This window comes from Streptomyces sp. WAC03905, assembly GCF_057371075.1.
Genome location: NZ_JBXYDZ010000004.1, coordinates 1 through 24,061, shown reverse-complemented (window position 1 = coordinate 24,061; position 24,061 = coordinate 1). Strand labels below are relative to the sequence as shown.

General features: G+C 69.1%; 21 protein-coding genes, 2 tRNA genes and 2 pseudogenes. 14 read left to right on the top strand and 11 right to left on the bottom strand.

Translation table 11 applies throughout. The features are described 5' to 3' along the window. The first annotated feature begins 43 nt into the window (after positions 1-43). The 5 genes from AC2RP6_RS37235 to AC2RP6_RS37215 all read left to right on the top strand — a co-directional run bounded on the left by AC2RP6_RS37235 (position 44) and on the right by AC2RP6_RS37215 (position 6,328). Positions 44-523: a hypothetical protein gene (locus AC2RP6_RS37235; protein WP_486450614.1), complete on the top strand. Its 480-nt coding sequence runs from the start codon at positions 44-46 to the stop codon at positions 521-523. A gap of 203 nt (positions 524-726) precedes the next feature. Then, positions 727-2,049 carry a hypothetical protein gene (locus AC2RP6_RS37230; RefSeq protein ID WP_486450613.1) on the top strand — a complete coding sequence of 441 codons (1,323 nt, stop codon included), beginning with the start codon at positions 727-729 and terminating at the stop codon, positions 2,047-2,049. Between the two features lie 1,243 nt (positions 2,050-3,292). After that, positions 3,293-3,466 carry a hypothetical protein gene (locus tag AC2RP6_RS37225; RefSeq protein WP_486450612.1) on the top strand — a complete coding sequence of 58 codons (174 nt, stop codon included), beginning with the start codon at positions 3,293-3,295 and terminating at the stop codon, positions 3,464-3,466. A gap of 1,451 nt (positions 3,467-4,917) precedes the next feature. Beyond that, positions 4,918-5,442, top strand: coding sequence for a replication-relaxation family protein (locus tag AC2RP6_RS37220; RefSeq protein WP_486450611.1), 525 nt, complete (start codon positions 4,918-4,920; stop codon positions 5,440-5,442). A gap of 148 nt (positions 5,443-5,590) precedes the next feature. Next, positions 5,591-6,328 (top strand): hypothetical protein, encoded by a 738-nt coding sequence (locus tag AC2RP6_RS37215; RefSeq protein WP_486450610.1) that lies wholly within the window; start codon positions 5,591-5,593, stop codon positions 6,326-6,328. Between the two features lie 65 nt (positions 6,329-6,393). Here AC2RP6_RS37215 and AC2RP6_RS37210 read toward each other — a convergent pair whose 3' ends face one another. Further along, complete coding sequence (locus AC2RP6_RS37210; RefSeq protein WP_486450609.1) at positions 6,394-7,386, bottom strand: IS630 family transposase; 993 nt, start codon at positions 7,384-7,386, stop codon at positions 6,394-6,396. Positions 7,387-8,312: 926 nt separating this feature from the next. Here AC2RP6_RS37210 and mihF point away from each other — a divergent pair. Both mihF and ssb read left to right on the top strand, forming a co-directional pair. Then, positions 8,313-8,633 (top strand): integration host factor, actinobacterial type, encoded by a 321-nt coding sequence (gene mihF / locus AC2RP6_RS37205; protein WP_486450608.1) that lies wholly within the window; start codon positions 8,313-8,315, stop codon positions 8,631-8,633. Between the two features lie 238 nt (positions 8,634-8,871). Then, a complete protein-coding gene (gene ssb / locus AC2RP6_RS37200; RefSeq protein WP_486450607.1) occupies positions 8,872-9,339 on the top strand; it encodes a single-stranded DNA-binding protein in 468 nt (155 codons plus the stop codon). 644 nt (positions 9,340-9,983) lie between these two features. On the opposite strand, the gene AC2RP6_RS37195 is transcribed toward ssb, so the two are convergent. Together AC2RP6_RS37195 and AC2RP6_RS37190 are read right to left on the bottom strand one after the other, a co-directional pair. Continuing rightward, complete coding sequence (locus tag AC2RP6_RS37195) at positions 9,984-10,370, bottom strand: hypothetical protein (RefSeq protein ID WP_486450606.1); 387 nt, start codon at positions 10,368-10,370, stop codon at positions 9,984-9,986. 1,508 nt (positions 10,371-11,878) lie between these two features. Beyond that, positions 11,879-12,058 (bottom strand): hypothetical protein, encoded by a 180-nt coding sequence (locus AC2RP6_RS37190; RefSeq protein WP_486450605.1) that lies wholly within the window; start codon positions 12,056-12,058, stop codon positions 11,879-11,881. A gap of 239 nt (positions 12,059-12,297) precedes the next feature. On the opposite strand from AC2RP6_RS37190, the gene AC2RP6_RS37185 reads away from it, so the two are divergent. After that, on the top strand, positions 12,298-12,666 hold the full coding sequence (locus tag AC2RP6_RS37185) for a four-helix bundle copper-binding protein (protein WP_486450604.1): 369 nt from the start codon (positions 12,298-12,300) through the stop codon (positions 12,664-12,666). 176 nt (positions 12,667-12,842) lie between these two features. Here the strand turns inward: AC2RP6_RS37185 and AC2RP6_RS37180 are convergent. Next, positions 12,843-12,916 (bottom strand) — tRNA-Lys (locus AC2RP6_RS37180). A 638-nt stretch (positions 12,917-13,554) separates the two neighbouring features. Here AC2RP6_RS37180 and AC2RP6_RS37175 point away from each other — a divergent pair. Both AC2RP6_RS37175 and AC2RP6_RS37170 read left to right on the top strand, forming a co-directional pair. Then, positions 13,555-13,628: transfer RNA gene (locus AC2RP6_RS37175), tRNA-Arg, on the top strand. Positions 13,629-13,884: 256 nt separating this feature from the next. After that, positions 13,885-14,220, top strand: a complete 336-nt coding sequence (locus tag AC2RP6_RS37170; protein ID WP_486450603.1) for a hypothetical protein — start codon at positions 13,885-13,887, stop codon at positions 14,218-14,220. A gap of 29 nt (positions 14,221-14,249) precedes the next feature. Here the strand turns inward: AC2RP6_RS37170 and AC2RP6_RS37165 are convergent, their stop codons facing one another. Both AC2RP6_RS37165 and AC2RP6_RS37160 read right to left on the bottom strand, forming a co-directional pair. Next, positions 14,250-14,624: a hypothetical protein gene (locus tag AC2RP6_RS37165; RefSeq protein ID WP_486450602.1), complete on the bottom strand. Its 375-nt coding sequence runs from the start codon at positions 14,622-14,624 to the stop codon at positions 14,250-14,252. 200 nt (positions 14,625-14,824) lie between these two features. Further along, on the bottom strand, positions 14,825-15,163 hold the full coding sequence (locus AC2RP6_RS37160) for a hypothetical protein (protein ID WP_486450601.1): 339 nt from the start codon (positions 15,161-15,163) through the stop codon (positions 14,825-14,827). Between the two features lie 268 nt (positions 15,164-15,431). Here AC2RP6_RS37160 and AC2RP6_RS37155 point away from each other — a divergent pair. Continuing rightward, positions 15,432-15,605, top strand: a pseudogene (locus AC2RP6_RS37155) (DUF1918 domain-containing protein); the annotation flags it as partial. Between the two features lie 581 nt (positions 15,606-16,186). On the opposite strand, the gene AC2RP6_RS37150 reads toward AC2RP6_RS37155, so the two are convergent. From AC2RP6_RS37150 to AC2RP6_RS37135, 4 genes and pseudogenes are all read right to left on the bottom strand, one after another. After that, entirely contained in the window at positions 16,187-17,401 is a 1,215-nt protein-coding gene (locus tag AC2RP6_RS37150) for an IS110 family RNA-guided transposase (protein ID WP_486450600.1), read from the bottom strand. 216 nt (positions 17,402-17,617) lie between these two features. Further along, positions 17,618-18,855, bottom strand: a pseudogene (locus tag AC2RP6_RS37145) (IS110 family RNA-guided transposase). Between the two features lie 258 nt (positions 18,856-19,113). After that, positions 19,114-19,449: an STAS domain-containing protein gene (locus AC2RP6_RS37140; protein WP_486450599.1), complete on the bottom strand. Its 336-nt coding sequence runs from the start codon at positions 19,447-19,449 to the stop codon at positions 19,114-19,116. Positions 19,450-19,568: 119 nt separating this feature from the next. After that, complete coding sequence (locus AC2RP6_RS37135) at positions 19,569-20,042, bottom strand: ATP-binding protein (protein ID WP_486450598.1); 474 nt, start codon at positions 20,040-20,042, stop codon at positions 19,569-19,571. An 833-nt stretch (positions 20,043-20,875) separates the two neighbouring features. Between AC2RP6_RS37135 and AC2RP6_RS37130 the strand changes: the two genes are divergently transcribed. Further along, positions 20,876-21,750, top strand: a protein-coding gene (locus AC2RP6_RS37130; RefSeq protein ID WP_486444384.1) for an IS5 family transposase whose coding sequence is annotated in 2 segments (ribosomal slippage) — positions 20,876-21,269 and positions 21,269-21,750 — 876 coding nt in all. Because the reading frame shifts where the segments join, the coding sequence is not laid out codon by codon here. Here the strand turns inward: AC2RP6_RS37130 and AC2RP6_RS37125 are convergent. After that, a complete protein-coding gene (locus tag AC2RP6_RS37125) occupies positions 21,734-21,922 on the bottom strand; it encodes a helix-turn-helix domain-containing protein (protein ID WP_486450597.1) in 189 nt (62 codons plus the stop codon). The genes AC2RP6_RS37130 and AC2RP6_RS37125 overlap by 17 nt on opposite strands. Before the next feature lie 115 nt (positions 21,923-22,037). Between AC2RP6_RS37125 and AC2RP6_RS37120 the strand changes: the two genes are divergently transcribed. Further along, on the top strand, positions 22,038-22,232 hold the full coding sequence (locus AC2RP6_RS37120) for a hypothetical protein (RefSeq protein ID WP_486450596.1): 195 nt from the start codon (positions 22,038-22,040) through the stop codon (positions 22,230-22,232). A 1,277-nt stretch (positions 22,233-23,509) separates the two neighbouring features. Beyond that, on the top strand, positions 23,510-24,061 hold a 552-nt coding region (locus tag AC2RP6_RS37115; RefSeq protein WP_486450595.1), incomplete at its 3' end, for a hypothetical protein.

The following is a 24,061-nucleotide window of genomic DNA, read 5'->3' as shown; positions in this document are numbered from 1 at the left end:
GCACGAAAAGGAGCTGGTTCGTATCACTGTAGGAAGGGTGGGCATGGTGACGAGGTGGCAGGACCGCAAGCACGTGGGCGACATGCACGAACGGCGCGTCATGCTCGCCCTGCAGAACCTGGGCTGGACGGTCCAGCGCTGCGGGCAGGGTACCTACGCGCCCGCCATCCGTGAGGCCCTGGCCCGTACCGACTCCGCTCTGCGTTACTTTCCCGACCTGATCGCCGCCCGCGACGGCCGGCTCGTCACCATCGACGCCAAAGACCGCATGCCCAGCACCCACACCGACCGCTACGCCATCAGCAACGCCACCTTGAAAGCCGGCCTGCTCTTCACCGCGGTCCACGCCCCCACTCCGCTGTACTACGTCTTCGGCGACCTCAAAGTCCTCACCCCTTCCGAAGTCCAGCACTACACCGCCCGCGCGCGCCAGCACGCGAGCGGAGCCTGGCTCATGGTCTCCACCCATCAGGCCCACGCCTTCGACGATGTCTTCAACGCGCCGACCGCTCGCGCCGCCTGAAGGCCGGCGCCGGCTTTGCAGGCCTGGCTTCTGCCGGTGCTGAGGGGAGGCCCTGCGGCGTTCGCCGCTGTTCTTCGCTGGCGTTCCAGTCGATGCGAACGTTTTATCCAGATTCGTATGAACGATCCCATATCTGCGGGATTGTCAGTGCCTGGTTCTACCTTCACGGAAACGGTCTCTCCAAGGACGGAAGGCGGGTCGAGTTGGCGAACATCGTCTGGCACGAGAAGTGGGGAATCGAGCTGGACCTGACCCGGGACGATCTAGGGCACGAGAGTCTGCCGGGACTGTGGGACCTGCTGTATCAGAGCGACCGGATCGACGCGCTCAGAGGCGTGCCGGTAGCCAGGCGGGGCCTGTTGTGCGGCGGGGTGTGCCGCAAGGCAGGTGTGCAGGCGTGGATGTATCTGCGCGAGCGGGGCGGTCGCCGGGAGGCGGTGCACGAACGGTCCGAGGACGAAGAACGCCACCGCGCACCGCTGTCGGACGAGCACAAGGCCTACCAGGACCGGATCGTGCGCACCGCCCAGAGCGAGGGATTCCGCGCCGACAGCGAGGTCCGCACCAGCATCGGCCCGCGTTCGTGGATCCAGACCGACACCCTGGTCCAGGGCGAGGGCGGGATCCGCATCGGCTGGGAGGTCCAGCTCTCCTCCGCCGGCGCCGAGGGACCGCGGAGCGTGAAAGCACGCGCGGCGAAGGCCGCCAAGCACGGGATCACCCCGGCCTGGCACACCGACCGCTCGGACTACGCCACCCGCACCGACACCCACTGGACCCGCAGCGACCGCCTGCCCGCGGAAGTGATCGCGAAGTCGGGCGACCTGCGCGTGGTCTCGGGATACCGGGCGCTGGAGTTCTGGCGCTGCGACGACCGCGCCCTGTACCGGTGCCCGCACACCCAGCGCCGCTGCGGACACACGCACGTCACCCCCAAGCCCCGGGACGTGTTCTTCGACGACCTGGTACGCAAGACAGCAGCCGGGCTGATCGTCCCCATCGAGCACCGCACCGGCTCGAGGACACACCGGTTCTGGGTGACGGACGAGGACCACCAGCGGCTTGCCGACCATCACAGCGGTCTGCCGGTCCCGCCTTCGGCCGACCCTGAAGAGGAACGGGACCTGCCCACGGGCGCCAGCCACCGTGCACCGACATGCCGGCCCCCCGCCCCGACCACCCCTCTCGCCGGGGCCGACGTCGTCATGCCGTCGATCCCCGCCCAGCCCTCGGTACCGGCCCGCCCCATCGGCGCCTGGCCGTCTCTGCCGCCCCGGCCAGCACCGCCGGCGCCCGTACCAGTGGCCGTCTCTCCTGCTGTCCCCCGGCAGCCGGGACCGGACGACCGGCCCGAAGAACGCCTCCTGGACTGGCGCTCAAGCATCCACTGGTCGCCCAAGTCACGGCCGTGCCGGTACTGCTCGGTGACCACGAACCTGCGCGACGAACAAGGATTGCCCTCCCACAAGACCTGCGCGGAGACCCTGGGCGACCGGCATCAGCGGCCTGCGGGACCCGGTATGTAGTGGATCCGACCCGCACGCCGACGCGGCCTCGCGCTGGGTCAGTAGCGGACGACTCGTACTCATGCCGCACGTCCTTCCCTCGTAACCCCGCCTTTCGGCACAGACCCCTGCGGCGCGCGAAGCTGTACGAGAGGTTCGTCAGCGTCCTCACCGAGGAGGGCCGTGTGCGGGTGAACGCCGAACGCGCACTGGACCGGTACGGCACCGGCGAGACGTGCCCGCCCGGCTGCGGCCGCGACTGTGTCCAGTGACTCCCGCCCTCACCCCGGGCACCGCCTGAGCGTCCGTTCGCCCCGCTGCCAGGCGCCCGGCAGCGGGGCGGGAGACCGGGGTGGTGAGTACCGCACCACGACGGCCTCTCGGCCCCGGCCGCGCCGACCCGCCCGCCCTGAACGCCCGCGATCCGAGGGCGAGGAGCGCCGCCGAACGCGCTGCCGGGGAGTGGACCGCTGAGCCCGATCCCGCGCCCGGTGGCGAGCCGACGTTCGGGGAGCGGCCCGCGCGGCGACGTCTCGGTCCCAGCCCGACCTGCCCTGCTGCCGACGAGCTGTCCGTGCCGGAGGGCGGCAGGAACAAGTAGTCAGCGTGCCGCCTGACCGGAAACCACGACTGCACACCAGGTCAGACCGCCAATCCGGGCTCCACCGCGGAAAAAGCGGCACGACCCAGGACGCAACCCAGGGTGTGACCCGGGGCAGCACCCAGGATGCGACTCAGGGCGGGACCCAGGATGTGACCGCAGCGGGCCCGGCCGCTAGGGTCCGGTGCAGCCCGTGCCAATATGGCGTGCGAGGGTGAGGCCCGGCGCCCAGGGGGCTTGCTCTCAGGGGGCAGTACCGCCGGGCCGCCCCACCCTCTTGCCCTTTCCTCCGCCGCGCCCGGCCGGGAGCACGCCGATGCTCTGCGCCCCGGGGCGCCCCGGTCGGCCCTTCCCCGGAAAGTTGGGGGGGATGGGTGCGGGGTTCGGGGGTGTGCGGGTGTGGAGTCCACAGGACCCCCTGTGAAGGAAGAGCCGGCCGGTTCCCCCCGCTCCGGCCGGCTCTCGGGTTCGCGAACGGCTTGCACCAACTGGGTGGTGGTGCGAGCCGTTCGCCATGTTCTCGGGTCTTCCGTCATCTATTGAATGGGCGCCCGGGGTCGGTGAGTCTGCCGGGGTTGCGTGGCTAGCTTCCCGCCGGGTCAGGGTGCGGACCGCCGCGTTGAACCGGCCGGCATCCCACACCCACTTCGAGGGGGACCTTTCATGTCCACGACCACCGCCTTGGTCCTGCTGCTCCTATTCATCACCGGCTTCGCGGTGCTGTCGGCGCCGGTCTACCTGGTCTGGCTCCACCCCCGCCTCGCCGCCCCGCCGGGCCTCTCCGTGGCCTTCGGCGCCCTGTTCGTCGCCGCGGTGGCCGCCGCGCTGAAGCTCTGACCACCGGCCCGCCCCCGCTCGGGAGCGGGCCGTTTTCCCTCTCGCCCGGGTTTTCGGTGTAGTGCCCGGTCAGGTCCGTCATAGGCGTCTGTCAAAGATCCGTCGTGGGCTCATCGTGGATCCACGCCACGATGGGCCGCTGACGGACTGCACGACGGACACCACGACGGGTCCCAGCGGCCCGCCGCCCGTCGCCTGGATTGCGGGCCGGGGCGTCGTCAAGAGCCCCAGGGACAAGTAGTCGGCGCGGCGTGCCGCCCGGATCGCCGGTTGCACAGCAGGTCACCGCGCCTTCCGGCGCCACGCCGCCCTGAAGGCGACGGGACCCGAGGCGGCATCCAAGGCGCGACCCGGGGCGGCACCCAGGATGCGACCGAGGGCGCGATCCAGGACGCGACCTCGTCGGCCGGCACCCCGGCCCCGGTCCGCGCCCCGGTGGGCGTCATCCGTTCACTCGTTCACCCGCCCCGGGCCGGGTGAACGAAGAGCCGTCCTACACGCGTACGTACGCGTACGAGCGTGCCTGCGCATGCCCGTACGGGGCGCCCCGGCTCCCACCGTCACAGCCGCTCGTCACCGCTGCGGTCATGGTGGCGGGAGACTGGTGCGGTGAGTACCGCACCCCGCCGGCCTCTCGGCACCGGCCGCGCCGACCCGCCCGTCCTGCCCGCCCGTGATCCGAGGGCGAGGAGCGCGACGGAGCGGGCCGCCGCCGGGAAGTGGACCGCCGCACCCGACCCCGGCCCCGGGCCCCGTCCTCGAGGTCGGCGGGCTCCTGGAACTCCGGCCCGTCCGGCGCCGTCTCGGTCCCGGCCCGGCCGACCCGGGCACCGGCTGAAACGCCCCGCCGGTTGTCACACAGCGGTTCACACCACCTGCTAGTCACACGGCTGACGTGCGCCGATCCCCACAACCCCCGCCTGCGCCTTGTGTTACCGCGCTGGTGTGACTGCCCGGCCCTTGGGATCGAAGGCGAGGGCCCCCTTGTCCGGCCTGGCTACCGAGGGATTTCTCCGCCTCCCGGTTCTCGGTGTTTTCCCTGATCAGGACCCGCATCACGGGTAGCACAGGGGTAGCACCGCTCAGCATTCGATGACGGTCCGGTGCTGACGGGTGCTGCCTCGATGTCACCTCCGGTGCTGCCCGGATGCTGCCTGCTGCGGCCCGGCCCGGACAGCCGGCGCGACACCGGTCCGGCCCGGGGGCGGTGACCATTCGGCGCTGGCGGCGTTGTGCATGCCGATCGCCCCGGCCCGGCTTTGTTCGGGCGTCGGTCCACTCCTCCGGCGTTGCCGGGCCGGGGCGGTCAAGGGGTCTTGGGCAAGCCTCCTGCTCCCCTGTGGTCTTCCCTGCGTTCCCCCTGCGGTGCCTGTGGCTTGCCCGGCACACGTTTGCCCAGTTCAGCGCCCGTTCTCCCCACCCGGGTGCGCCTCGACACCCCTCTGTATTGCATGATCAGTCAGGACAGAGGGGCCGCCCGTATGGACGCGGGGGCCGGGAACGGGGAGGCGATCGGGGTGGGCGGTTCGAAAGTGCGCCGGTACGGGTCGACGGGCCGCACGCGCACGATGTGCCTGGAAGCACTCGGCGCGGTGAAGGTCGCCACACCCGATCAGATCCGGCGGCTGATGTGTCCGGGAACGAAGGACGCAGCGACCGTGCGCGGCGGCCTGAAAGACCTCGAGGCCGAGAAGCTCGTCATCTCCCCGGGCAGCGCCGTACGCGTCAACGAGGCGGGCGTCCGGGCCACGGAGAAGCTCTGGACGCTCACCCAGGCCGGACTGGACGCGGCAGCCGTGATCCTGGACCGCCCGGCCCGCGAGATGGGCGGCACGGCGAAAGCCGCGGCGGCCTCCGGCGCCAAACACGTCCGCGCCGTCACCGACGTCCTGGCCGCCTTCCTCCAGACGCCGCCCGAGCCGACACAGCCGCCCGTCCGCAAGAACCAGTTCGCCCCCGCACCGCCCGCCGAATAGCCGGCCGATCAGCCGACCGCCCGGCCGGAAGGACTGGGACCGCTGGTCGCCTGGTCCGCGGAGATAGCGCTGCCGGTCGGCGGCACGTTCCTCTCCCCGGCCCGGGGCAGCCTGTGCGCCGACATGGTCTTCGCCCCCCGGCCACGACGTGCCGCTGCTGTTCGTGGAGGTCGACAACGGCACCGAAGGGCCGGGAATCGTCGCGGACAAGGTCGCCCGCTACCGCCGGTTCTTCGCCCGCCGCGTCCCCGCCAGCACCGGCACCGGCCTCGAGGTGCCGCTGTGGCGGACCGTGTGGCCCGACAGCCCCCGCGACGGTTATCCGCCCGTCGCCCTGGTCTTCACCAAGGACATGGGCAAGGAAGCCATGCGGGCGAGGATGCGCGAGATCGGCTCCCTCGCCCGCGAACACTGGCGCGGCGAGTGGATAGCCGACGGCTACACCCCCGAGGGCGAGAAGCCGGACGGCTACCGCGACTACACCGGCACCATCCCGCTCCTGGCCACCACCCTGCGCCAGCTCGTCATCCACGGCCCGCACGGACCGGTGTGGTGGCGCTACGGCCACCCCGTCTTGCAGTCCCTCACCGACGCCCTGGACAACCCCGACGACTACCGCGCCTACTCGGTCCGCGACCAGGCGCGCCGCCAGGCCCGCCAGGCCGAACAGGACCGCAAGAACCGTGAGTACGAGGCCAGGCGCCGCGCCCTGGAGGCCGCGAAGTGGACCTGCCCGACTTGCGAGCGCTCGGTGTACCTGGACGACGGCCTGACGCCCGGCGGCGAGTGCCGACCCTGCCTCAACGACCGCCGCCGCGCCGCCGCCGAAACCGTCCCCGAACAGCAGCCGGTCCGCGGCGGCCTGTTCGGACGCCGCCGCACCTGAACCGGCTCTGCCCCTGTGGTGAACCGGAGTCGACCTGACTTATTGAGGCGGAACTGTTCAGTTGCCTATTCGGTGGTGTAGCGGACGTGGCGGGCGTGGAAGTAGCCGCGGATGTGGTGGGGCTGTTGCTGTCGGCGGTGGAGGAAGCGGCGGGTCTCGTGGGCGAGGTCGTCAGCTGAGCGGGCGCGGGCGGCGTGGACGTGGCGTTTGATGTCCGCGTTCAGCAGTTCGTCGGGGTTGAGTTCGGGGCTGTATCCGGGCATCAGGTGCAGTTCGGCGCGGTCGCGGTTGGTCTCCAGCCACGCGGTCACGGCCTTGGAGCGGTGGACGGGGTGGCGGTCGGCGATCACGTGGACCTTGCGCCCGGCCTGGCGGGCGAGGCGGTCCAGGAAGCCGGTGAACACCTTCGCGGTGAACCTCTCGGTGAACACGGTGAAGTACACGGTGCCGCGCGCGGTGATCGCGGACATGATGTTGACCCTGAACCGCCGACCGGAGACCTTCACGACCGGGGTCTGTCCCTTCGGAGCCCAGGAGGTCCCGGGCGGAGCGGTGTCCGAACGCAGCCCGCACTGGTCGACCCAGGCCACGACCGCGTCCTCCTCCTTCACCTGGGCGGCGATCGCCGGGTACTCCTCCGTCAGCCAGGCGGTCACCTTCGTCTGGTCCTGCCGGTACGAGCGCCGGTCCGGGCGTTGAGGGGAGAAACCGTGCCGGCGCAGCCACTTGCCGACCCCGCGCTCGGTCATCGCCTTCCCGGTGACCATCCGGACCAGCTCGGCAACCAGCGGACGGGTCCACAGCGGGCCGCCGATCAGAAGTTCCTCAGGGGTGTAGTCGGCCATCGCCTGGAACAGCACGGCCCGTTCCTCCATGCTGATCCGCTCGTCCGGCCCAGGGCGCCCCGTCCGCCGCACGGCCAGGGCCTCCCGGCCACCTGCCCGGTACGCACGCCACCAGGTGCCCACCGACCGCTCGGCGACCCGGAACACCTCTGCCGCCTGCCGGTACCCCTTCACCTGCCCCGACTCCAGCGCGGCCACAACCCGCAACCGCACCACTTCCCGCCCCGCCGGCGCCACCCGCCGTAGATCCCCAGACTCAGCCACACCCCACCAACGAGACAGGCAACCCTAGAGTTCCGCCTCAATACCACCAGGACCCTTGGTGAGTACCACCTATGAGGCTCACAAGTCGTTTTCCCAGGTGAACGCGCATCTGTATGGCTGTGAGGGACTTACCGCGAGCCCCGGCGCCATGGTCCAGGCCGGGGGCGGATAAGGTCTGTACCAGCCCGTGCCGATATGGCGTGCACGGGCCAGGCCCGGCGCCCGGACGCTGTTCTGGGACGCAGTACCGCCGGGCCGCCCCAACTCTCACTCTCCCGCTCTGCATCGCGTGTGCCCTCTGCCTGGCCTGCGAGCCTTTCGCCCCACCCCAATCGCCCCTCGGAAGCCGGGCGTTCTTCATACCCGCAGACAGGCCATCACAAGCACCCCGCGTATCTGCGCAAGGGTGGTTTTCCCAGGCGTTCTAACCCTGTGGGCCGACGCGAAGGCTCAGTGTCGTTGCCAGGGCGGTGACCTGTAAATGGAGTTGTCCGACGATGTGGCCGGCGCCCTGGCCGCGTTCACGGTCGCCTCAGATGGGCATCTGTCTACCGGCTCACCGCGCCTGCTGCGCTCTCGCTCGTGATACCGGCCGGCGTCGGATGGTCGGCGGGCCACTCTTGCGTGCCCTGTCGGCCTGCGCGTGGTAGCGCCGCATACCGGGCAGCGGGCAGCCTGGTCCGCCGTGGTCCGGGGGGAGTGGGCGGATCGTTGGCGTAAGCCGGGCGGCAGGAACGGGGCGGCGTCATGGCCGCACGGGCTTCTTCTGGCCGCTGGCATTGTGGGGGCTGGTGAACGTGCTGGTCAAAGCGGTGGCGGAGGAGTCATGATGGGCCCGTTTCCCTTTCCGCTGGATAAAGAATGGGGTGTCCTTTATGGGTGCTGTGCCGCAGGTGGACAATGAGCAGCGCCGGGCCGCTTGGGCCAAGGCTGTTGCCGGACGCAAGGAACGCGCTGAGGTCAGGCAGGCTCTCAAGCAGGGCCGGATCTCGCTGCGTGAGGTGCTGGACAGTAACTCCGAAGCGGTCGGCAAGATGCCGGTCCGCCTCCTGCTGGAAGCACTCCCCGGCATCGGCAAGATCCGGGCCCGACAACTCCTGGAGGAGCTGCAGATAGCCCCCAGCCGCCGCGTGCGGGGGTTAGGCCCCCACCAGCGGCAGCGCCTCCTTGAACGGCGCGCACCGCGCAGCAGCTGACCCGCTTCAGCCCGCCGCCTCCTGAAGACCCCCGCACTCCGCTTCCTGCGCATCAGCAGTGTGAAAGGGGTGGTTCTCGGGTGTGGCTGGCTGGTGCCGGTCCTGCTGGCTGTGTGGCCTGGCGGGAAGGGGGCGGCTGGTTTTCTCGGCAGTACAAGACAGGTGCTGCGGGCGGGCTGCCGGGGTGTCAGTGGGCCGTGGGAGGCTTACCGGTATGCGGAATGGGCTTCCTTTGACGGTGGTGGGGAATCTGGTGGATGACCCGGAGTTGCGGTTCACCTCTACTGGGGTGCCGGTGGCCCGGTTCACGGTGGCCTCCACCCCCCCCCGGGTCTTCGACCGGGAGACGAACGCGTGGCGGGATGGTGAGCCGACGTTTCTGGACTGCAGCTGCTGGCGGCAGCTGGCGGAGAACACGGCCGAGTCGTTGGCGAAAGGGTCGCGGGTGGTGGTGGCGGGCCGGCTGCGCACCGACCGGTGGGAGACCCCCGAGGGGGAGAAGCGCTCCCGGATCGTTTTGGAGGCCGATGAGGTCGGTGCCGCTTTGACGTTCGCTACGGTCACCATCACCCGTACCACCCGCCCCGCCCCGTCGCGGGAGACGGCGCCGGATGATCCCTGGGCCACCGCCATCCCCACCCGACCCACCCCGCCTGCCGCGCCGGACGGCGGGCCAGAGGCCCCGGCGCAGGGACCGCCGTTCTGATGCCCGGCATACCGCCTTCCTCCCGCTCCTTCGCAGAGGCCGTATCCGATCTGGAGACGGCTGCGGCTGCTGTCGCCGCGGCGCGGCGGGCGCTGGAGGCGGCCCGCCGGGAGCTGTCGGCGGCGATCCGCGAGGCTCGCCGGTGCGGGGAGCCGGTCCGGGACATTGCCCAGCGGACCGGCCTGCATCCGACCATGATCCTCAATACCCTGGCCGTCCCTCCCCCCGCTACGCCACGGCGGGATACCGGCCGGTCGCGGTAGACGCGGTCCGTGTCCGGGCCGCGATGCGCGGACACGGACCGTACGGAAGGTCCTGTTCGGCAGCCATGTTCGTACAGCCGTCCAGCAGGTTTTTGTCCGGGGCCTGGCTTTGTCGACGCCACACGACAGCGGTTGTCGACACCCTCGGGAGGCACTCACCCGCGCCTGGATCTCGATGCTGACGACAGCGGGAGGCACCCGCCGACACTCGGCAAGGGCGGGACGAGGGTCGTCACCTACGCCTGTAGCCAGCGCTTTTGTGCCGGGCCCCGGACGAGCGGTACATGGCGTCTTGCCAGTCGGCACCGGGCTGCTGTCCGAAGCCATCGATATCCGGCGCGGGCAGCGCCTCCCGCACCGCCCGAGAAGCGCTGCTCTTCGTCATCGACAGAGCCAGTATGAGCTCTCCGGAACTATGAACGGAGGTGCTGTCCAGCCGGTGCTGCCCAGGAGTTTCTGGCCAGCAGTCTCTGTCTTGATCTGTTCGATGGTCTCCTTTATGGTCAGTTTTCTTGAGGTATGGCTTTCTTTCGGCTGAGCAGGGGGTCTTCCGTGGCCTGTATCCGTATCTGGGTTGAGCCGCAGCACCGCGATGGCAGTATCTGCTCGCATGCCATCACTGCTTCCGGTAAGCCTCGTGATCCCGCGACGGGCTGTACCGGCCGTGTCCGCTACCAGGTCAGGTGCAGCGAGCACGGTGCCGTGAATGATGCCCAGAGCCGGCGTTCGCTCGCTGAGGCCGCACAGAACGCTCACCGCGATGAGCACCGGGCCGTCCTCGCCGGCCGTGCTGCATGAACAACTCTGTCGCTGCGGCCGCAGGAAGCCTGTCCACGAGGCTTCATCAGCCTTTTCTTCCAGAAGGCCAGAGTGATGACAATCTTGGCGATGAACCCCGGGCCGGCAGCCACGGATCACGCCGCCGCACAGCAGGCTTTTCTCGTGGCCGCGAGGACACCTTCTACGATGCCGGGGTGACAGCCCGCCGCTCTCTTGGTACTGGTCCGCGCGCTATGTATGCCGTCCGTGCCGCCCAGGCCGACCTGATCGACGTCCTGCCGAATCTGCGTCTTCCCGGTCTCGCGGACCTTCGGGCCAGGGGAGTGCTGGGGAGTCCCGCACCGGCGCGTCTGGTCCTGCGAGCGGAGGCCGCGACGGTGAAGAGCCGGGCGGATGATGCCGCGGACGCTCTGGCACACCAGTTTGGGCACTCCCGGTCCGGCACCCCGTCTGCGGCCGGAAGTGAAGGACCGGGTTAGAGTCCGTTCAGCCTGTGCCGGCAGGGCGTGCGCAGGCTAGGCCCGGCGGCTCGAGGTGCTCTGGGACGCAGTACCGCCGGGCCGTCCCACCCCTTTTGCCCGGCGCGCTGTCTATCCCAGTAGCGGTACGGCGTGCGCTTTAGTCCCGGGGACTGGTCGGGCGGGGGCCGTTTCCGGGCGCGGGAGGAGAGGCGGGTCGGCAGCGGGGGCAGGGGATGAGGCCGTGGCCGTCGGGAGCGACGAGGGTGCCCCAGTCGCGGCAGCGCGTACAGCGGAACACCTGGTAGACCGGTGGCCGACCAGAGCGCTGCGCGGGTATGCGAATCACGCCAAAGCAAACAAATCGGCCATGGTTTTTATTCCCGGCCGGTGCGGCCTGGGCTCGGGGTCGGACGCAGTCCTTGAGCCTTGCCGTCCAGGGCACGGAGGGAAACTGTCGGCCGGGAAGCCCGGGAAGGATTCGGTGTCGTAGCGGGGCAGGTAAAGCAGGAACCGCAGGGTGGCGTACTGCGCGGGCCCGGTCTCGTCTGTCCTGCCTGCCTGCCTGCCTGCCTGCCTGCCTGCCTGCCTGCCTGCCTGCGCGGAGCGGCCCGGGCCGGTGTGCGTGGTGTGGACGCCCAGGGGGCCATGTGCAAGACGACAGAGACGGAAGAGCCCGGCACATGGCCCCCTGACTGATGAGGCGATCAAGAAAACCCTAGCAACTCTTCGCCGTCTTCTCTGCCCGCCACCGGCCCGGCGCGCTGCAAGTCGGCAGTAACCGCCTCCGGCCCCCTTCTCCGGCCGCGCGGAGAGCGGCTTTCATGCGGATGCAGTACGTGCCCTTTCCGTACCACCGGGCGTTGTTCCGTGTGACGCGTGCACCGGCCCGGCCGCCCCACGACCGGACTCGCACCACTGTGCGGCCCCGGTCCCGCGCTCGGCACCGGGGCCGCACCCCCATGGCTTCCCGCTTCTTCCCGCCGCCCCCACAGTCCTCGCAACCCTGGTCATCTCCGGGCTACAGGCGCCATCGACTCACTGGTATCCGCGTTGACGCAGGCGTTTTTTCAGTGCCTGCGCCGCGATGCCGAGGGGGACGTCCAGGAGGAAGTTCTCCGCCGCCCATGCCCGCACCTCCTCCGCGGCCGGCAGGACGGGGCCCTGCCCCGCTGCGCGGGCTGCACGGGTGATTACCTGGTCGGCCGCGACCAGCACGCACCGGCGGTCGTGTTCGGCTCCCCTGCGGGCAGCCTCCCGTTCCCCCTTCCGCCGCCATCGCCACCGCAGCATGCCGCGACCCTAGACGGCCCCCTGCTCACCGGCCAGGCGACTGGATGCCTTCATGCGCCCTTTGAGTACCGGGTGCCTGTGTCTGCTGTGGCGGGGAAGCGAGCGAAGAAGTGGAATAAGAGGGCAAAGGGCCCATTTCGGGTGCTGTGGTGCGAGGAGGAGTCATGGAGCGGTCTGCTGCTGGGGCGGTGCCTGAGATGAGCCGGGAGATGCAGGAGTGCATCGAGGCGTGCATGGCCTGCCACGGCGTGTGTGAGGAGACGATGAGTGCCTGCATGCAGATGGCCAGCGCGCCGTCGATGCAGGTGATGCGGGCGGTGATGGACTGCTCGGAGATGACCCGAATGTGCGCGGACATGATGACCCGCCGCTCACCCATGACCGCCGGCATCGCCGAACTCTGCGCCAAGATCTGCGACATGTGCGCACAGGCCTGTATGGCCATGCCGGACGATCCGGTGATGATGCGCTGCGCCGAGGCATGTCGCCACTGCGCGCAGATGTGTCGCGCGATGACGGCAGCCGCAATGTGACGTGACGCCTGACCCCAAACCCGGGACCGCTGTCCGTCCCGGGCCCTTGGTGCGCTCTGCCGGTTCCAGGCCAGTAAGCCTCTTCTGTCCCCGGCTCTGCCTGATCCTTCATGCGGCTGCGGCCTGCGCTGATCTGCTCAGGCTTCACCCTTGGGAGCCGGGATGAAGAGGCTTTGTGGGGCGGGTGGGGCTCGAACCCACGACCTACGGATTAAAAGTCCGCAGCTCTGACCAACTGAGCTACCGCCCCCCCTTTTTTTTGCTCCCGATCAGACCATATGCGTGATCATGCTGCATCGCATGAGCTGCACATATTCCTCTCGTCCTGGCGGCTCCATTGATCTCGGTGTCTGCATCGTTTTTCGATACCTTCACGCTTCCGTCTCGGGCTGCCTCTGTGGGGTCTGCTCGTATTCCTGCGCGTGCGCCTCGGACCGTGCTGTTCAGCGTGGAGAAAGCCGCTGCCGCTGGCCTTGCTGGTGTCCTGCTACAACGCGCGTAGAACGGTTTGGCTGCAAGAGCAGTGAGCCAGTGGCGTGACGGTCTGCACATGACGTCTGAATGGCTGGGCCCTGCGGGTGAGTAGTGATCACTCGTGAACCGGTCGGGGTTCCATGATCGTATGAATATGAAGGTGAGAAGGCGGCACTGAACACCCCTGAGGTGCCGCTGTGGGCTGCCCCTGCCCCTCGGAGGGGCAGCCCGCGTCTTTGGGCAAGACCTGCTGAGGGGTGCGTGGTCTGTCGGCACGTGCTCTTCGGGGTGAGCTCTGTGTGTGGTCCGGTTGTCTTGTAGCGCAGATTTGCCGGACCCTGGAGGAGTGGGCATGTCGTGTGCTGCTGGCCGGCGGGTTGAGGGCAGCGCAGGAGCACGGGTCATTGCTGGTTGGCTCTCGTAGCTCAGGTGGATAGAGCGGACGCCTTCTAAGCGTCTGGCCGCAGGTTCGAGTCCTGCCGGGAGCACCGTTTGGCAGCTGTTGTGCTGCGGGCTGGAGTGTCCGCCGAACTGGCCAAAAGGAGGCTCGGTGCGCCAGCGGCCAGGAGGCTGCTGTCCGTGCCGGCGCACCGAGGATGAGGCACGTGGTCAGGTAACACGTGGGGCCGCAAGGGGGAATGCGACTGTCCTCATCGGCTGCTTCGCAGGAGTTGGATCTCCCCAGGCCCTGCCCCTGCTGGGCAGCTCTCCTGGCAAGGAGACCCTGCTCAGGGGGCTGAGGGGATGAGTAGCCAGTACTTCAGGGCATGGCTGCTTCCCGCCATGGCCAAGACGATCGTCACCGCCGTGGCCCCGGCCGTCACCGTCTACGCCCGTCTCCTGGGCAGGAAGGCCAAGCTGTCCTCTTCCACCGACCTGCAGGACGCCGAGGACACCGGCAAGCACCCCATTAATCTCGGCAAGGCCGGCAGGCGGCTGACCTGGGCCCAGTGGGCCGTGCCGGCGCTCACCGGCTGCTGCTTGGCCGCAGGGCCTGTGCGCTTCGCGGAGCGGGAAATGGCGGCAGGCGGGCCGCGAACAGGGGAGGAAGAGTCCGGTTCGCGGCCCGGCTGCCGTTGAGGCGGCACACCTGACGATAGTGCCCGGGGTCAGAGTGCCGGGGCGGCTGACACGCGGGCGTTTTGGCGCTGGATGACGGCCAGGCGCAGGGCGGCGCGGTCCTCGGAGTCGAGGCGGCCGAGGGCTTCTTCGCGGTCGGGCAGGTAGCCTTCGGCGTACTCGTAGCGGGGCGAGCCCACCAGCCGGCCTGCCGCATCCAGCATCTGCCGCTTCCGGCTCCCGCACCGGGAGCAGGCCAGCACCCGCTCCCAGCCCCCGTCCACACACAGCTGCGCGTGCGCGGGCTGCCAGGCGTGCTGCAGCTCCCGGCAGTGCAGCACCCACACATCCAGCCGCCGTGCCCACGCGCCGACCACCCGCTCCCGCTCACCGCGCGCCTCGTCCCGTTCCAGCCTTCGTGCCATCTTCTCTTCCTCCTGGCATGCGTATGTTTACATTCGCTCACTGACGGTAACGTCATGCTGCCCCGTCGCGGGCTCGTGATTCCAGACAGCGCAGAGCCAGGAAAGAGGAAGATCTGGCCGGGAAGCTGCGCAGGAGTGTGAAAGGCGAAAGGCCGCTGGTATCCGGCCGCGAAGGTTCTGTGTGGGGAAGGAGGCGGGGTTTACCAGCTTTCCGTGTGGCCGTCGTAGTGATCGCGGAAGACTTCGGAGCCCCGCCCGCCCCGGGGCAGGGGGGTCCAGGTCATGCAGAGCAGGGAGGCGAGGGCGACGTAGCCGCGGTCGGTGAGCTGCTGGTCGATCGCGCGGGGCCAGGTGCCGCCTGCCTGGAAGCGGTCCCGTACGGCGGCGTCGGGTCGTTCCAGCAGGGACACCTGCCAGCCGTCTCGCCCGGTGGGGTAGGCCACCGCGTACAAGGGTGCCGCGCAGGACCGGACCGCCTGGAGAACCTCCAGATCCCAGGCCGGAGAGAGAGCTGTCAGGTCGAGCAGGGGGTGGTTCATTGAGACTCCTGGGATTCACGGTCAAGAGAGGTAAGGCAGGACCGTATGCCGGGCAGGTGGTGACAGCGGGCAGCCCGGCCCGGGGAACTGTGGCTCCGGTGTTTCGTTCGAACGGGGAGCCGGAAGCGAGGAAGCCGGCCAGGCCGGCAGACCGGATTCCGGCGGCGGTCTTTCCCTGGTGCGGGCCTGGGGCACCGGGCGCACACTTGAGGGCATCGGACACGTCCTGTCCCGCTGCCCGGGACAGCAGGGAAGAAGGGGTGCCGGGATGCGGGTGAGCGAGGGTGATGTGCTGCGGTTTCCGGGCCGGAAAGTTGGCTCGGCCGGGCACCGGGTAAGGGTGGTGGAGGTTCTCGGGCCGGCCGGTGAGCCGCCGTACCGGGTGCGCTACGACGACGGACACGAAACCGAAGTCTTCCCCGGCCCCGGCTGCACCGTCGACCCCTCCGCACCACGCACCACGCCCAACCGGAAGACTGACCAGCGCCCCGGCGCGCTTGGGACGCCGGGCGTATACGTGAGCCTTCGGACACCTCCCCGAGAGGCCGCCTGCGCGCCTTTGTGGCGCCCTCCCGCCTCGCTGGCGCCCAGATCCCGGGCGTATCCGCCTCCGTCAGGGCCGTGCGGTGTCGCACGCGGCTTTACGGTGCCGGTGTGGAGCATTGCGCGGGTCGGCTGGCGTGGCTGCCGGACCTGACCGGCCTTCGGCGCGAGCTGGCTGACTGTCTGGCCGTGCGCGCCGGGCTCCTGGACGCCGGGGCTGGCCGGGGCGGTGAGGCCTTGAGCGTCCGTGATGCGGTCGCCCTGGTTGCTGTTCGGCCCGGCCTGCAGGTCCCGGCCGGTGCGTGACCCGGCTCGGCGTCCGCACGCCCGCTTACCAGCCCGGCCGCCCGCGCGGGATTGTTCGCGCTGCGTGTCCGTGCAGGGCCGGTTGTCTGCTGCGCTCCGGGGCCTGTCTGGGGGGGGGTGTCTCTATGTCCTTCGTCAAGGGCGTGGTGCCTGGTGTGCGGGTTTTTGGGGTGGTCATGCGGCGAGGGTGACGGTGGGGGTTCTGGACTCGTAGAAGGTGCCGTCTCGGAGCATGGCGAACAGGACGCTGATGCGCTGGCGAGCGAGTCGTAGGAGGGCCTGGGTGTGCGTCTTGCCGCGGGCTCGTTGCCGGTCGTAGTAGGTGCGGGAGGCCGGGTCGGCGTTCATGCAGGCGAAGGCGGAGAGGAACATCGCGCGTTTGAGCTGGCGGTTTCCGCCTTGTGGTGCGTGTTCGCCGTGGATCGAGGTCCCCGACGACTTCGTCGTCGGGGCGAGGCCGGCGTAAGAGGCGAGGTGGGCGGCACTGGGAAAGCCGCTCCCGTCGCCGACGGTGACCAACAGGACGGCTGCGGTCCTGACCCCGACTCCCGGCATCGAGGTCAGGACCGGGTGAAGAGGGTGGGCCTCCAAAAGGGTGCTGATCTGGGCTTCCAGGGCCCGGCGCTGGTCGTGGACCGCGGCGAGGGAACGGGCCAGCGACGGGATGACCACGTCGAGGGTGCCGGTGCCCGGGACCACGACGGTCTGTTCGTCGAGGGCGTCGAAGACCTCGTCGATCAGCCGGGCGGCCATGCGCGGGGCCTTGGGGCGGACCAGCTCGACGAGCCTGCGGCGGCCGGCCTTGCGCAGTGCGGCCGGGGATCCGTAGCGTTCCAGAAGCCAGGGGACGGCCGGGTGGTCCAGTCGCGGACCGAGTACGCGTTCCAGCGACGGGTGGAACTGGGTGAGGAGGCCGCGTATCCGGTTGCTGGTGCGGGTGGCCTCGGCCGCGAGGTCCTGGTCGAAGCCGGTCATCACCGTGAGCTCGGCGGTGATCTCGTCGGTCAGTTCTAGCGAGCGCAGCGTGTGGGGCATCGTCCGGGCGGCGTCCGCGATCACTGCCGCGTCCTTCGCGTCGGTTTTTGCCTCGCCGGGGTAGAGGTCGGCGATCCGCCGCATTGCGAGTCCGGGCAGGTAGGCGACCTCGCAGCCGGCATCGCGGGCGACTGTCAGCGGCAGGGCCCCGATGGATGCGGGCTGGTCCACGATGACCAGGAGGGTGCCGAACTTGGCCTTGAGCTTGTCGAAGACGGCCCGCAGTTTCGGTTCGCTGTTGGGCATCGGCTTGTCGAAGACCTTCTTCCCGGCCGGGGTCAGCCCGTGGCCGTGGTGAGCGGTCTTGCCGACGTCTATCCCGAGGAAGACGCCTATGCCTTCGGTGTCTAACATCGCACCCTTCCGCAGGTGTTGACCGTGCCGGCCTCGGCAGTGGCACCGTGCTCGCGCATCCACGTTATGCAGACCTGCCGCCCGCAAGCTGCCTGGCATTGCGCCGGGCCGGGCGGTGGCCGGGTCTCTCATCAGCTTCTCCGACGGCACCCCACGGACCCGGCGACACCACCCCCCAGGTCATCCGTTCGACAGAGGGGAATCTCAATGATGAAGTCAAGCCGCCTGCGTGACGGGTGGGGCGGAGGTGAACAGCCTTCCGTCACGGAGCATCGCCCACAGGACATCGACCCGGCGCCGGGCGAGGGACAGCAGAGCCTGGGTGTGCAGCAATCCTTCGGCCCGTTTTCTGAGGTAGTAGTCCCTGGAGAGGCCGGGCCGCATCATCGAGGCCTGGGCGGACATGTAGAACAGCCAGCGCAGACGCCGGTTGTAGTGCCTGGGGCGGTGGTAGTTGCCGGTGCGGCGCCCGGAGTCCCGGGCGACCGGCGCCAGGCCGGCATGGGATGCCAGGCGTCCGGCGTCTTTGTAGCCGGACAGGTCACCGACGATGGCGACGAACTCGGCCCCGAGGATCGGGCCATGCCGGGCATGGACTCGATGATCTCGGCCCGCTCGTCCGAACGGAAGGTCTCACGGATCTCCCGTCGTTGTCTTTGATCCTCTCGTCCAGGGCCACCAGCTGGTGGGCGAGGTCGCAGACAAACCTAGCGGCCTGCTTCTCAGCGGGCAGCGCGATCTGCTGGGACTGCGCGGCCTCGACGGCCTTGGCCACAGTGGTGTTGGCTCCACGGACCTTTCGGCGTTCGAGCCACATCGTCAGCCGCTTCACACCGATCCGGCGCAGGGCAGCCGGGGTCTGGTACTCGGTCAGCATGATTACAGGGCCCTTGGCCGCAGAGTAGTCGAAGGCCCGTTCCAGGGACGGGCAGATGCCGACGAGCAGGTCACGGAGACGGTTGATCAGCCGCACGCGGTCGGCGATGAGATCGGCCCGGTAGTGCGTCAGGAGCCGGAGCGTGGAGACGGTCTCCTGCGGAATGTCCAGCTGGGCGAAGTCTTTGGGGCGCATGCGGGCCTGATCGGCGATGACCCGGGCGTCGCGTGCATCGGTCTTGCCCTCGCCCCGGTAGACGCCGGACATCCGGTTGACCGTGCGTGCCCGGTACGTAGACCACCCGCTGATCATGCGCAATGAGCAGCGCCAGCAGCAGGGTCGAGGCTCGGCCCGAGATGTCCACCGCCCACCGCACCTCATCAGCCTGTTCTCTGGCGGTCTCGATCAGCGTGAGGATCTGGGCCTCGTCGTTGATCACCTTCGTCGAGAACACCGTCTCGCCGTCGGCGTCGATGGCGACCGCCCAGTGGTGCCCCTTGCCGGCGTCGATGCCGACCCATATCCGTGCCTGCCGCGCGCTCACCCTCGAAGCTCCGTTCCGCCGTGACCAGCACATTCGTGGTCCGAAGAACACTCCGCCGACAGGTCCCTAACCAGCGATGACCGCAGTTCTCAATCAGTGGTCGGAGCATCCCGGAGGACCGGGCGGCCATTCCCCTCGAGCCATCAACGGCACACAGTCATCAGCCACACCCGGTCCTCCCGGACCGCCCAACATTCTTAGGGACACAGTCATACCGGGCCCGGAGGCCAGCGGCCCCATTGCAGGACCGCGAAAAACATAACGGGCGGCGGCTGGTGTTGGTGTGGTGTGTCAGTAGCGCTGGGTGGTGGGGGTGTGTGGGGTGGGGGGTGTGTGCTGCTGGGTGAGGGTGCGGTGCAGGCGTGGGTGGGTGCCGGTGAGGTGGAGGTGGATGTGGGCGGTGTGGGCTTGGTGGGTGAGCTGGTGTAACGCGCGTAGACCGGTGGTGTCGCAGAAGGTGAGGTCGGTGAGGTCGAGGTGGAGACGCCGGGGGTGGGTGCTCATCGCGGTGGCGGCGGCCGCTTCAAGGAGGGGGACGGTGGCGAGGTCGAGTTCGCCGGCCAGGCGTAGGTGGACGGTGTCGCGGTGCCAGAGGGTGTGGGTTTGGAGCAGGTCTTCTGCTCGCATGGCCGCCTCCGCTTTCCCCGTATGACCGGGCCCGGATCTTTTTGCCCCTGTTTTCCCTGTGTTTCCGGTAGTCCGGGTGGTTCAGGGGTGGGGTGTGTGTCCAGGATGGCAGGTGGGTGTTATGCGGCGTCGAGGGTGGCCCAGTGGTCGATCAGGCCGTCGGTGTCACAGCCGGTCTCTACACCGGTGCAGTCGGCGAGCGTGGTGACGATGCTCCCACCGCGGCCGTGTTCGTCGTCGGGCCGGTCGGCGGCCCAGCAGTCGGCTGCGGTGGTGGTGGGTTGGGGTCCGCCGTCGCTGACGTGGACCTGTACGTGGCCGGTGGTGTCGGCGGCGGCGTACAGGTGCAGGACGACGGGGGGCAGGGCGTGGATGACGGCGTTGGTGACCAGTTCGGAGATGACCAGCAGCAGATCGTAGACCTGCTCCTCATCCAAGCCCCAGGATTCCAGGATGGCCTGGGCGGCGTGGCGGGCGGTGGCCGGGGCCAGCGGGCTGTGCTCGAGCGGCAGGCCGAAGACACGCTCACCGGTCCCGGCGGCCCGCGGCACGGGAGGCTGGGGGCTGGTGGAGGAGATAGTGGTGGTCGTCATCGGGATCACTGCCTGTCCAGTGGGGCCGGAAGTCTTGCGTCTTTGTCTGCTGCTTCCATCACACGCCCCCGCAGCACAAAAACCCCGAGCAAGCAATACCCAAAAATGAAGAAAACGGACAACAGGCTTGAGGGGCAGGGTGCGCGCCCGGCTGCGTATACAGACCCACAGCACTGTGCTCACTGGGACGGCTCATGAGACTCGTGGCCGGTGAACCGTTCCGGGGCCGGTTTGCGCTGCCGTTGAGCGCGGGCCTGTCGCGGCCCCAGCGAGGAAGCCGGGACAGGCCCGCGTGACACCGCAGGGGGAACCTGTTGTGTTGACCCAAGGTGATCATGGAATCCCGGCTTCCGGGCGAGTGATCACTACTCCACCTGCAATCCCGGCCGGGTATATCCCAGGCCCCCGGCCCGCCCTGCAGACCGAACCGGACCGCGCCGCGCACCCCCTTTGTCCCGTGCCCGGTGGTAAGCCCGGCAGGGCCGGTCACAGGGGCCGGTGCTGTGAAGCACGGGGAGTCAGTAGTGGAGTCGGGCTGCCTGCGTGACCGGGGCGGAGGTGCGGGCCTGTCCGTCGCGCTGGCTGCCTTGCGAACCCGTGTTCGCAAGGGCCAGCACTGGCAGAGGGTAGTGCGAGCGCGGTGCCCGGCACCGGCCCATCAGCCGTCACTTCACCAGGTCAGTGCTCCCGCGCTGCCGGGGTTCCCTTCCCGGAGTCCGGCGAAGCCGTTAACGGTCCTCTGCGCATTACGCCGCCGCGTGGGCGGAAGTGCGTTCCGGCGTCGGCTAGGGCCTGTTGCGAAAGTGGATCTTGTTCGTTGATGATCACCTGTCGTGGGACGTGGAGATCTGACGAACGGCCAGTGGGCCCGGCTTGAGCCGTTGCTGCCGACGGGCATCAAGCCGGGCCGTCCGCAGGTATGGACACGGCGGCAGCTGATAGACGGCATACGGTGGCGGACCCGAACCGGCGCTCCCTGGCGGGACGTGCCCGAACGCTATGGGCCGTGGGACCGGGTCTATGACCTGTTCCGGCGCTGGCAGCGGGACGGCACGTGGGCCCGGATCCTCACGCGGCTCCAGGCCGAGGCTGATGCGAAGGGCCTGATCACCTGGGACGTGAATGTCGACTCCACCGTCTGCCGGGCCCATCAGCACGCCGCCGGGGCGGCAGAAAGGGGGACCTCCAGAAGGAGCCGCCCGGCGGAGTGTTCGTCGAGCCGGCCGACCACGGTCTCGGACGCTCCCGTGGCGGACTGACCAGCAAGATCCACCTCGCGGTCGAGCAGGGGCAGAAGCCTCTGTCGGTGGTGATCACGGCTGGGCAGCGGGGTGATTCCCCGCAGTTCGAGCCGGTCCTGGAGGCGATCCGGGTGCCCCGGCTCGGGCTCGGCAGGCCGCGCAAGCGGCCAGACCGGGTCCGGGCAGACAAGGCCTACGACTCCCGCAGCAACCGCTCCTACCTGCGCAGACGCGGAATCAAAGCCACCATCCCGGTTCCGGCGGACCGGGTCCGCAATCGCCTCAAGCGCGGATCGCGCGGCGGGCGCCCGCCAAAGTTCGACAAGGACGACTACAAGCAGCGGCACGCGGTCGAGTGCGGGATCAACCGGCTCAAGCGCCACCGGGCCGTCGCCACCCGGTACGACAAACTCGCCGTCCGTTACGAAGCGACAGTGCTGATCGCAGCCATCAACGAATGGCTGTGACCAGCACTTTCACAACAGGCCCTAGGAGGCGGTGTACTCCGGCGTAGGACCGGTCGGTTTCCTTCGCCAGTGCCCGGATCGTGGCGCCCGCCTCGTATCTCGCCTTCAGCTCTGCCGCGACCCGGTCACGCTCAGGGCCCGGCGCCAGTCTGGGGGCCGGAGATTTACGCATCACCAGTGGATTCCTTCCAAGAGAACGATGGACATTACATGATCTCGCGGGTCGGTGGCGCCCATCTGGGCGTATTCGCCTCTGCCGGGGCCGTACAGGGCTTTACGGTGCGGGTGTGGATCACTATGCGGGCCGGCGGCGGGGTTGCCGGAACCTGACCGACGTTCAGCGTGAGCTGGCCGACCGGCTGACGGTGCGTGCCGAACTCCTGCGTGCCGAGGCCGGCCGGGACGGCGAGTACCTGGGCATCCGCGATGCGATCGCCCTGGCCGCGGTCCAGCTCGGCCTGCACGCCCCGGCCGAGGCCTGACCCCGGCTCCAGCGCCCGCACGCCCGCCCACCGGGCCGCTCTCACGCGGGCGGCCCGAGCCACGCATGTATGCGCAACCCCGCCCCGCCTCCGCCGTCCTGGTGGTGGGCGCCGTGCGTTCTTCACTGCTGGGCGTCACCTGTTTTCACTGGTGTGGTGTCGTCTGGTCTGGGTGTTCTTCGGAGCCGGTGTCGCGCAAGTGGTGAAGGGCGGTGTCGTTTCCCGGGTAAGCCGGATGGCGCCCATGTAGCGCGGTCCGGTCCTGGCGGTGCGCGCCGAACTCCTGTGTGCGGAGGCCGGCCGCGACAGGGCGGCGTTGAGCGCCTGTGACGCGGTCGCCCTGGCGGCCGTCCAGCTCGGCCTGCACGTCCCCGCCGAGACCTGACCCCTCGGCTCCAGCGCCCGCCGGGCCGCCCGCACGCGGGCACCCGGACCGCACGCGCAACCCTCTCCCCGCTTCCGCCTCGGAGTACGGGGCGCAGCATTTGCACGGCCGCTCCTGAGCCCGTTTCCGGGCGTCTCCGGGGCGTTCCCCGGGGGTTCCTGACGGGTTGTCCGGCTCCGTGTCGTGTGGTGGTTCTGACCTGGTGGCGGTCGGTCCGGCACCAGGGCAACACCCGTTCCGGACCGGTGCCGCGTGGTCCGTCCAGTGTGCAGGAGCGGGACTCACCCATTTCCGCCACTGCTACATGCTGCATCAGTTTGATGCAGGGGTGATGCAGGCTGGTTCCAGAGTTCAGCCACCCCCGCTTTTTGAAGCATTCCCGTACCGCCTGACCGGATGGCCCGCCCCGGTACTGGAAGGGTTTCCCAGGCGCTACACAGGCACGCTCGCGATGCATTCTCCGGCCCGTTTCCCGGGTAGTGTTCGGTTCCTTCTCGGGCGGGGTCGGCCTTCGTCCTGGTCCCCGCCGGGGTGCGGGCCGGATGGCCGCCGTCGGGCTCCTCGCTTCCCCTGCTCCCGCACCCCCTTCCTGGGGTGGTAAAGGGAAACCCCGGCCACCCCCCACCGCTGCCGCCCGGCGCAGCCGGTGGCGGGCAGCGCGCGCCCTCCCGGGCGCGCGCGCGCGCGCGCGCGCGCGCGCGCGCGCGCGCGCGCGCGCGCGCGCGCGCGCTCTCTCTCTCTCTCGGCTGGGCGCGCGCGCGCGCGCGCGCGCGCCTGAAATCCTTTTTTTTTTTTTTTTTTTTTTTTTTTTTTTTTTTTTTTTTTTTTTTTTTTTTTTTTTTTTTTTTTTTTTTTTTTTTTTTTTTTTTTTTTTTTTTTTTTTTTTTTTTTTGTGGTGGTGGTGGTGGTGGTGGTGGTGGTGGTGGTGGTGGTGGTGGTGGTGGTGGTGGTGGTGGTGGTGGTGGTGGTGGTGGTGGTGGTGGTGGTGGTGGTGGTGGTGGTGGTGGTGGTGGTGGTGGTGGTGGTGGTGGTGGTGGTGGTGGTGGTGGTGGTGGTGGTGGTGGTGGTGGTGGTGGTGGTGGTGGTGGTGGTGGTGGTGGTGGTGGTGGTGGTGGTGGTGGTGGTGGTGGTGGTGGTGGTGGTGGTGGTGGTGGTGGTGGTGGTGGTGGTGGTGGTGGTGGTGGTGGTGGTGGTGGTGGTGGTGGTGGTGGTGGTGGTGGTGGTGGTGGTGGTGGTGGTGGTGGTGGTGGTGGTGGTGGTGGTGGTGGTGGTGGCAGGGGCGGCACCCGATTCCCGCGCGGCGGTGACCCTCTCGGAATCGGCGAAGAGCCATCCAGGAATCCCCGGGAAGGGGGTCCCGAGAAGCGGAGCACTTTCCGAAGGCCGCGAAGCGGCAAGGGGATTGCAACAGATCCTCACAATAGCAGCGCATTCAGCAGCAGTT

Excerpts from the sequence above, each read along its gene's own strand:
- mihF (WP_486450608.1), top strand. The coding sequence starts at position 8,313 with ATGGGTGCTGTGCCGCAGGTGGACAATGAGCAGCGCCGGGCCGCTTGG.
- AC2RP6_RS37220 (WP_486450611.1), top strand. The coding sequence starts at position 4,918 with ATGATCAGTCAGGACAGAGGGGCCGCCCGTATGGACGCGGGGGCCGGG.
- AC2RP6_RS37150 (WP_486450600.1), bottom strand. The coding sequence starts at position 17,401 with ATGTTAGACACCGAAGGCATAGGCGTCTTCCTCGGGATAGACGTCGGC.
- AC2RP6_RS37125 (WP_486450597.1), bottom strand. The coding sequence starts at position 21,922 with ATGCGTAAATCTCCGGCCCCCAGACTGGCGCCGGGCCCTGAGCGTGAC.
- AC2RP6_RS37165 (WP_486450602.1), bottom strand. The coding sequence starts at position 14,624 with ATGGCACGAAGGCTGGAACGGGACGAGGCGCGCGGTGAGCGGGAGCGG.
- AC2RP6_RS37160 (WP_486450601.1), bottom strand. The coding sequence starts at position 15,163 with ATGAACCACCCCCTGCTCGACCTGACAGCTCTCTCTCCGGCCTGGGAT.
- AC2RP6_RS37170 (WP_486450603.1), top strand. The coding sequence starts at position 13,885 with ATGAGTAGCCAGTACTTCAGGGCATGGCTGCTTCCCGCCATGGCCAAG.
- AC2RP6_RS37135 (WP_486450598.1), bottom strand. The coding sequence starts at position 20,042 with ATGACGACCACCACTATCTCCTCCACCAGCCCCCAGCCTCCCGTGCCG.
- AC2RP6_RS37225 (WP_486450612.1), top strand. The coding sequence starts at position 3,293 with ATGTCCACGACCACCGCCTTGGTCCTGCTGCTCCTATTCATCACCGGC.
- AC2RP6_RS37185 (WP_486450604.1), top strand. The coding sequence starts at position 12,298 with ATGGAGCGGTCTGCTGCTGGGGCGGTGCCTGAGATGAGCCGGGAGATG.
- AC2RP6_RS37140 (WP_486450599.1), bottom strand. The coding sequence starts at position 19,449 with ATGCGAGCAGAAGACCTGCTCCAAACCCACACCCTCTGGCACCGCGAC.
- AC2RP6_RS37235 (WP_486450614.1), top strand. The coding sequence starts at position 44 with ATGGTGACGAGGTGGCAGGACCGCAAGCACGTGGGCGACATGCACGAA.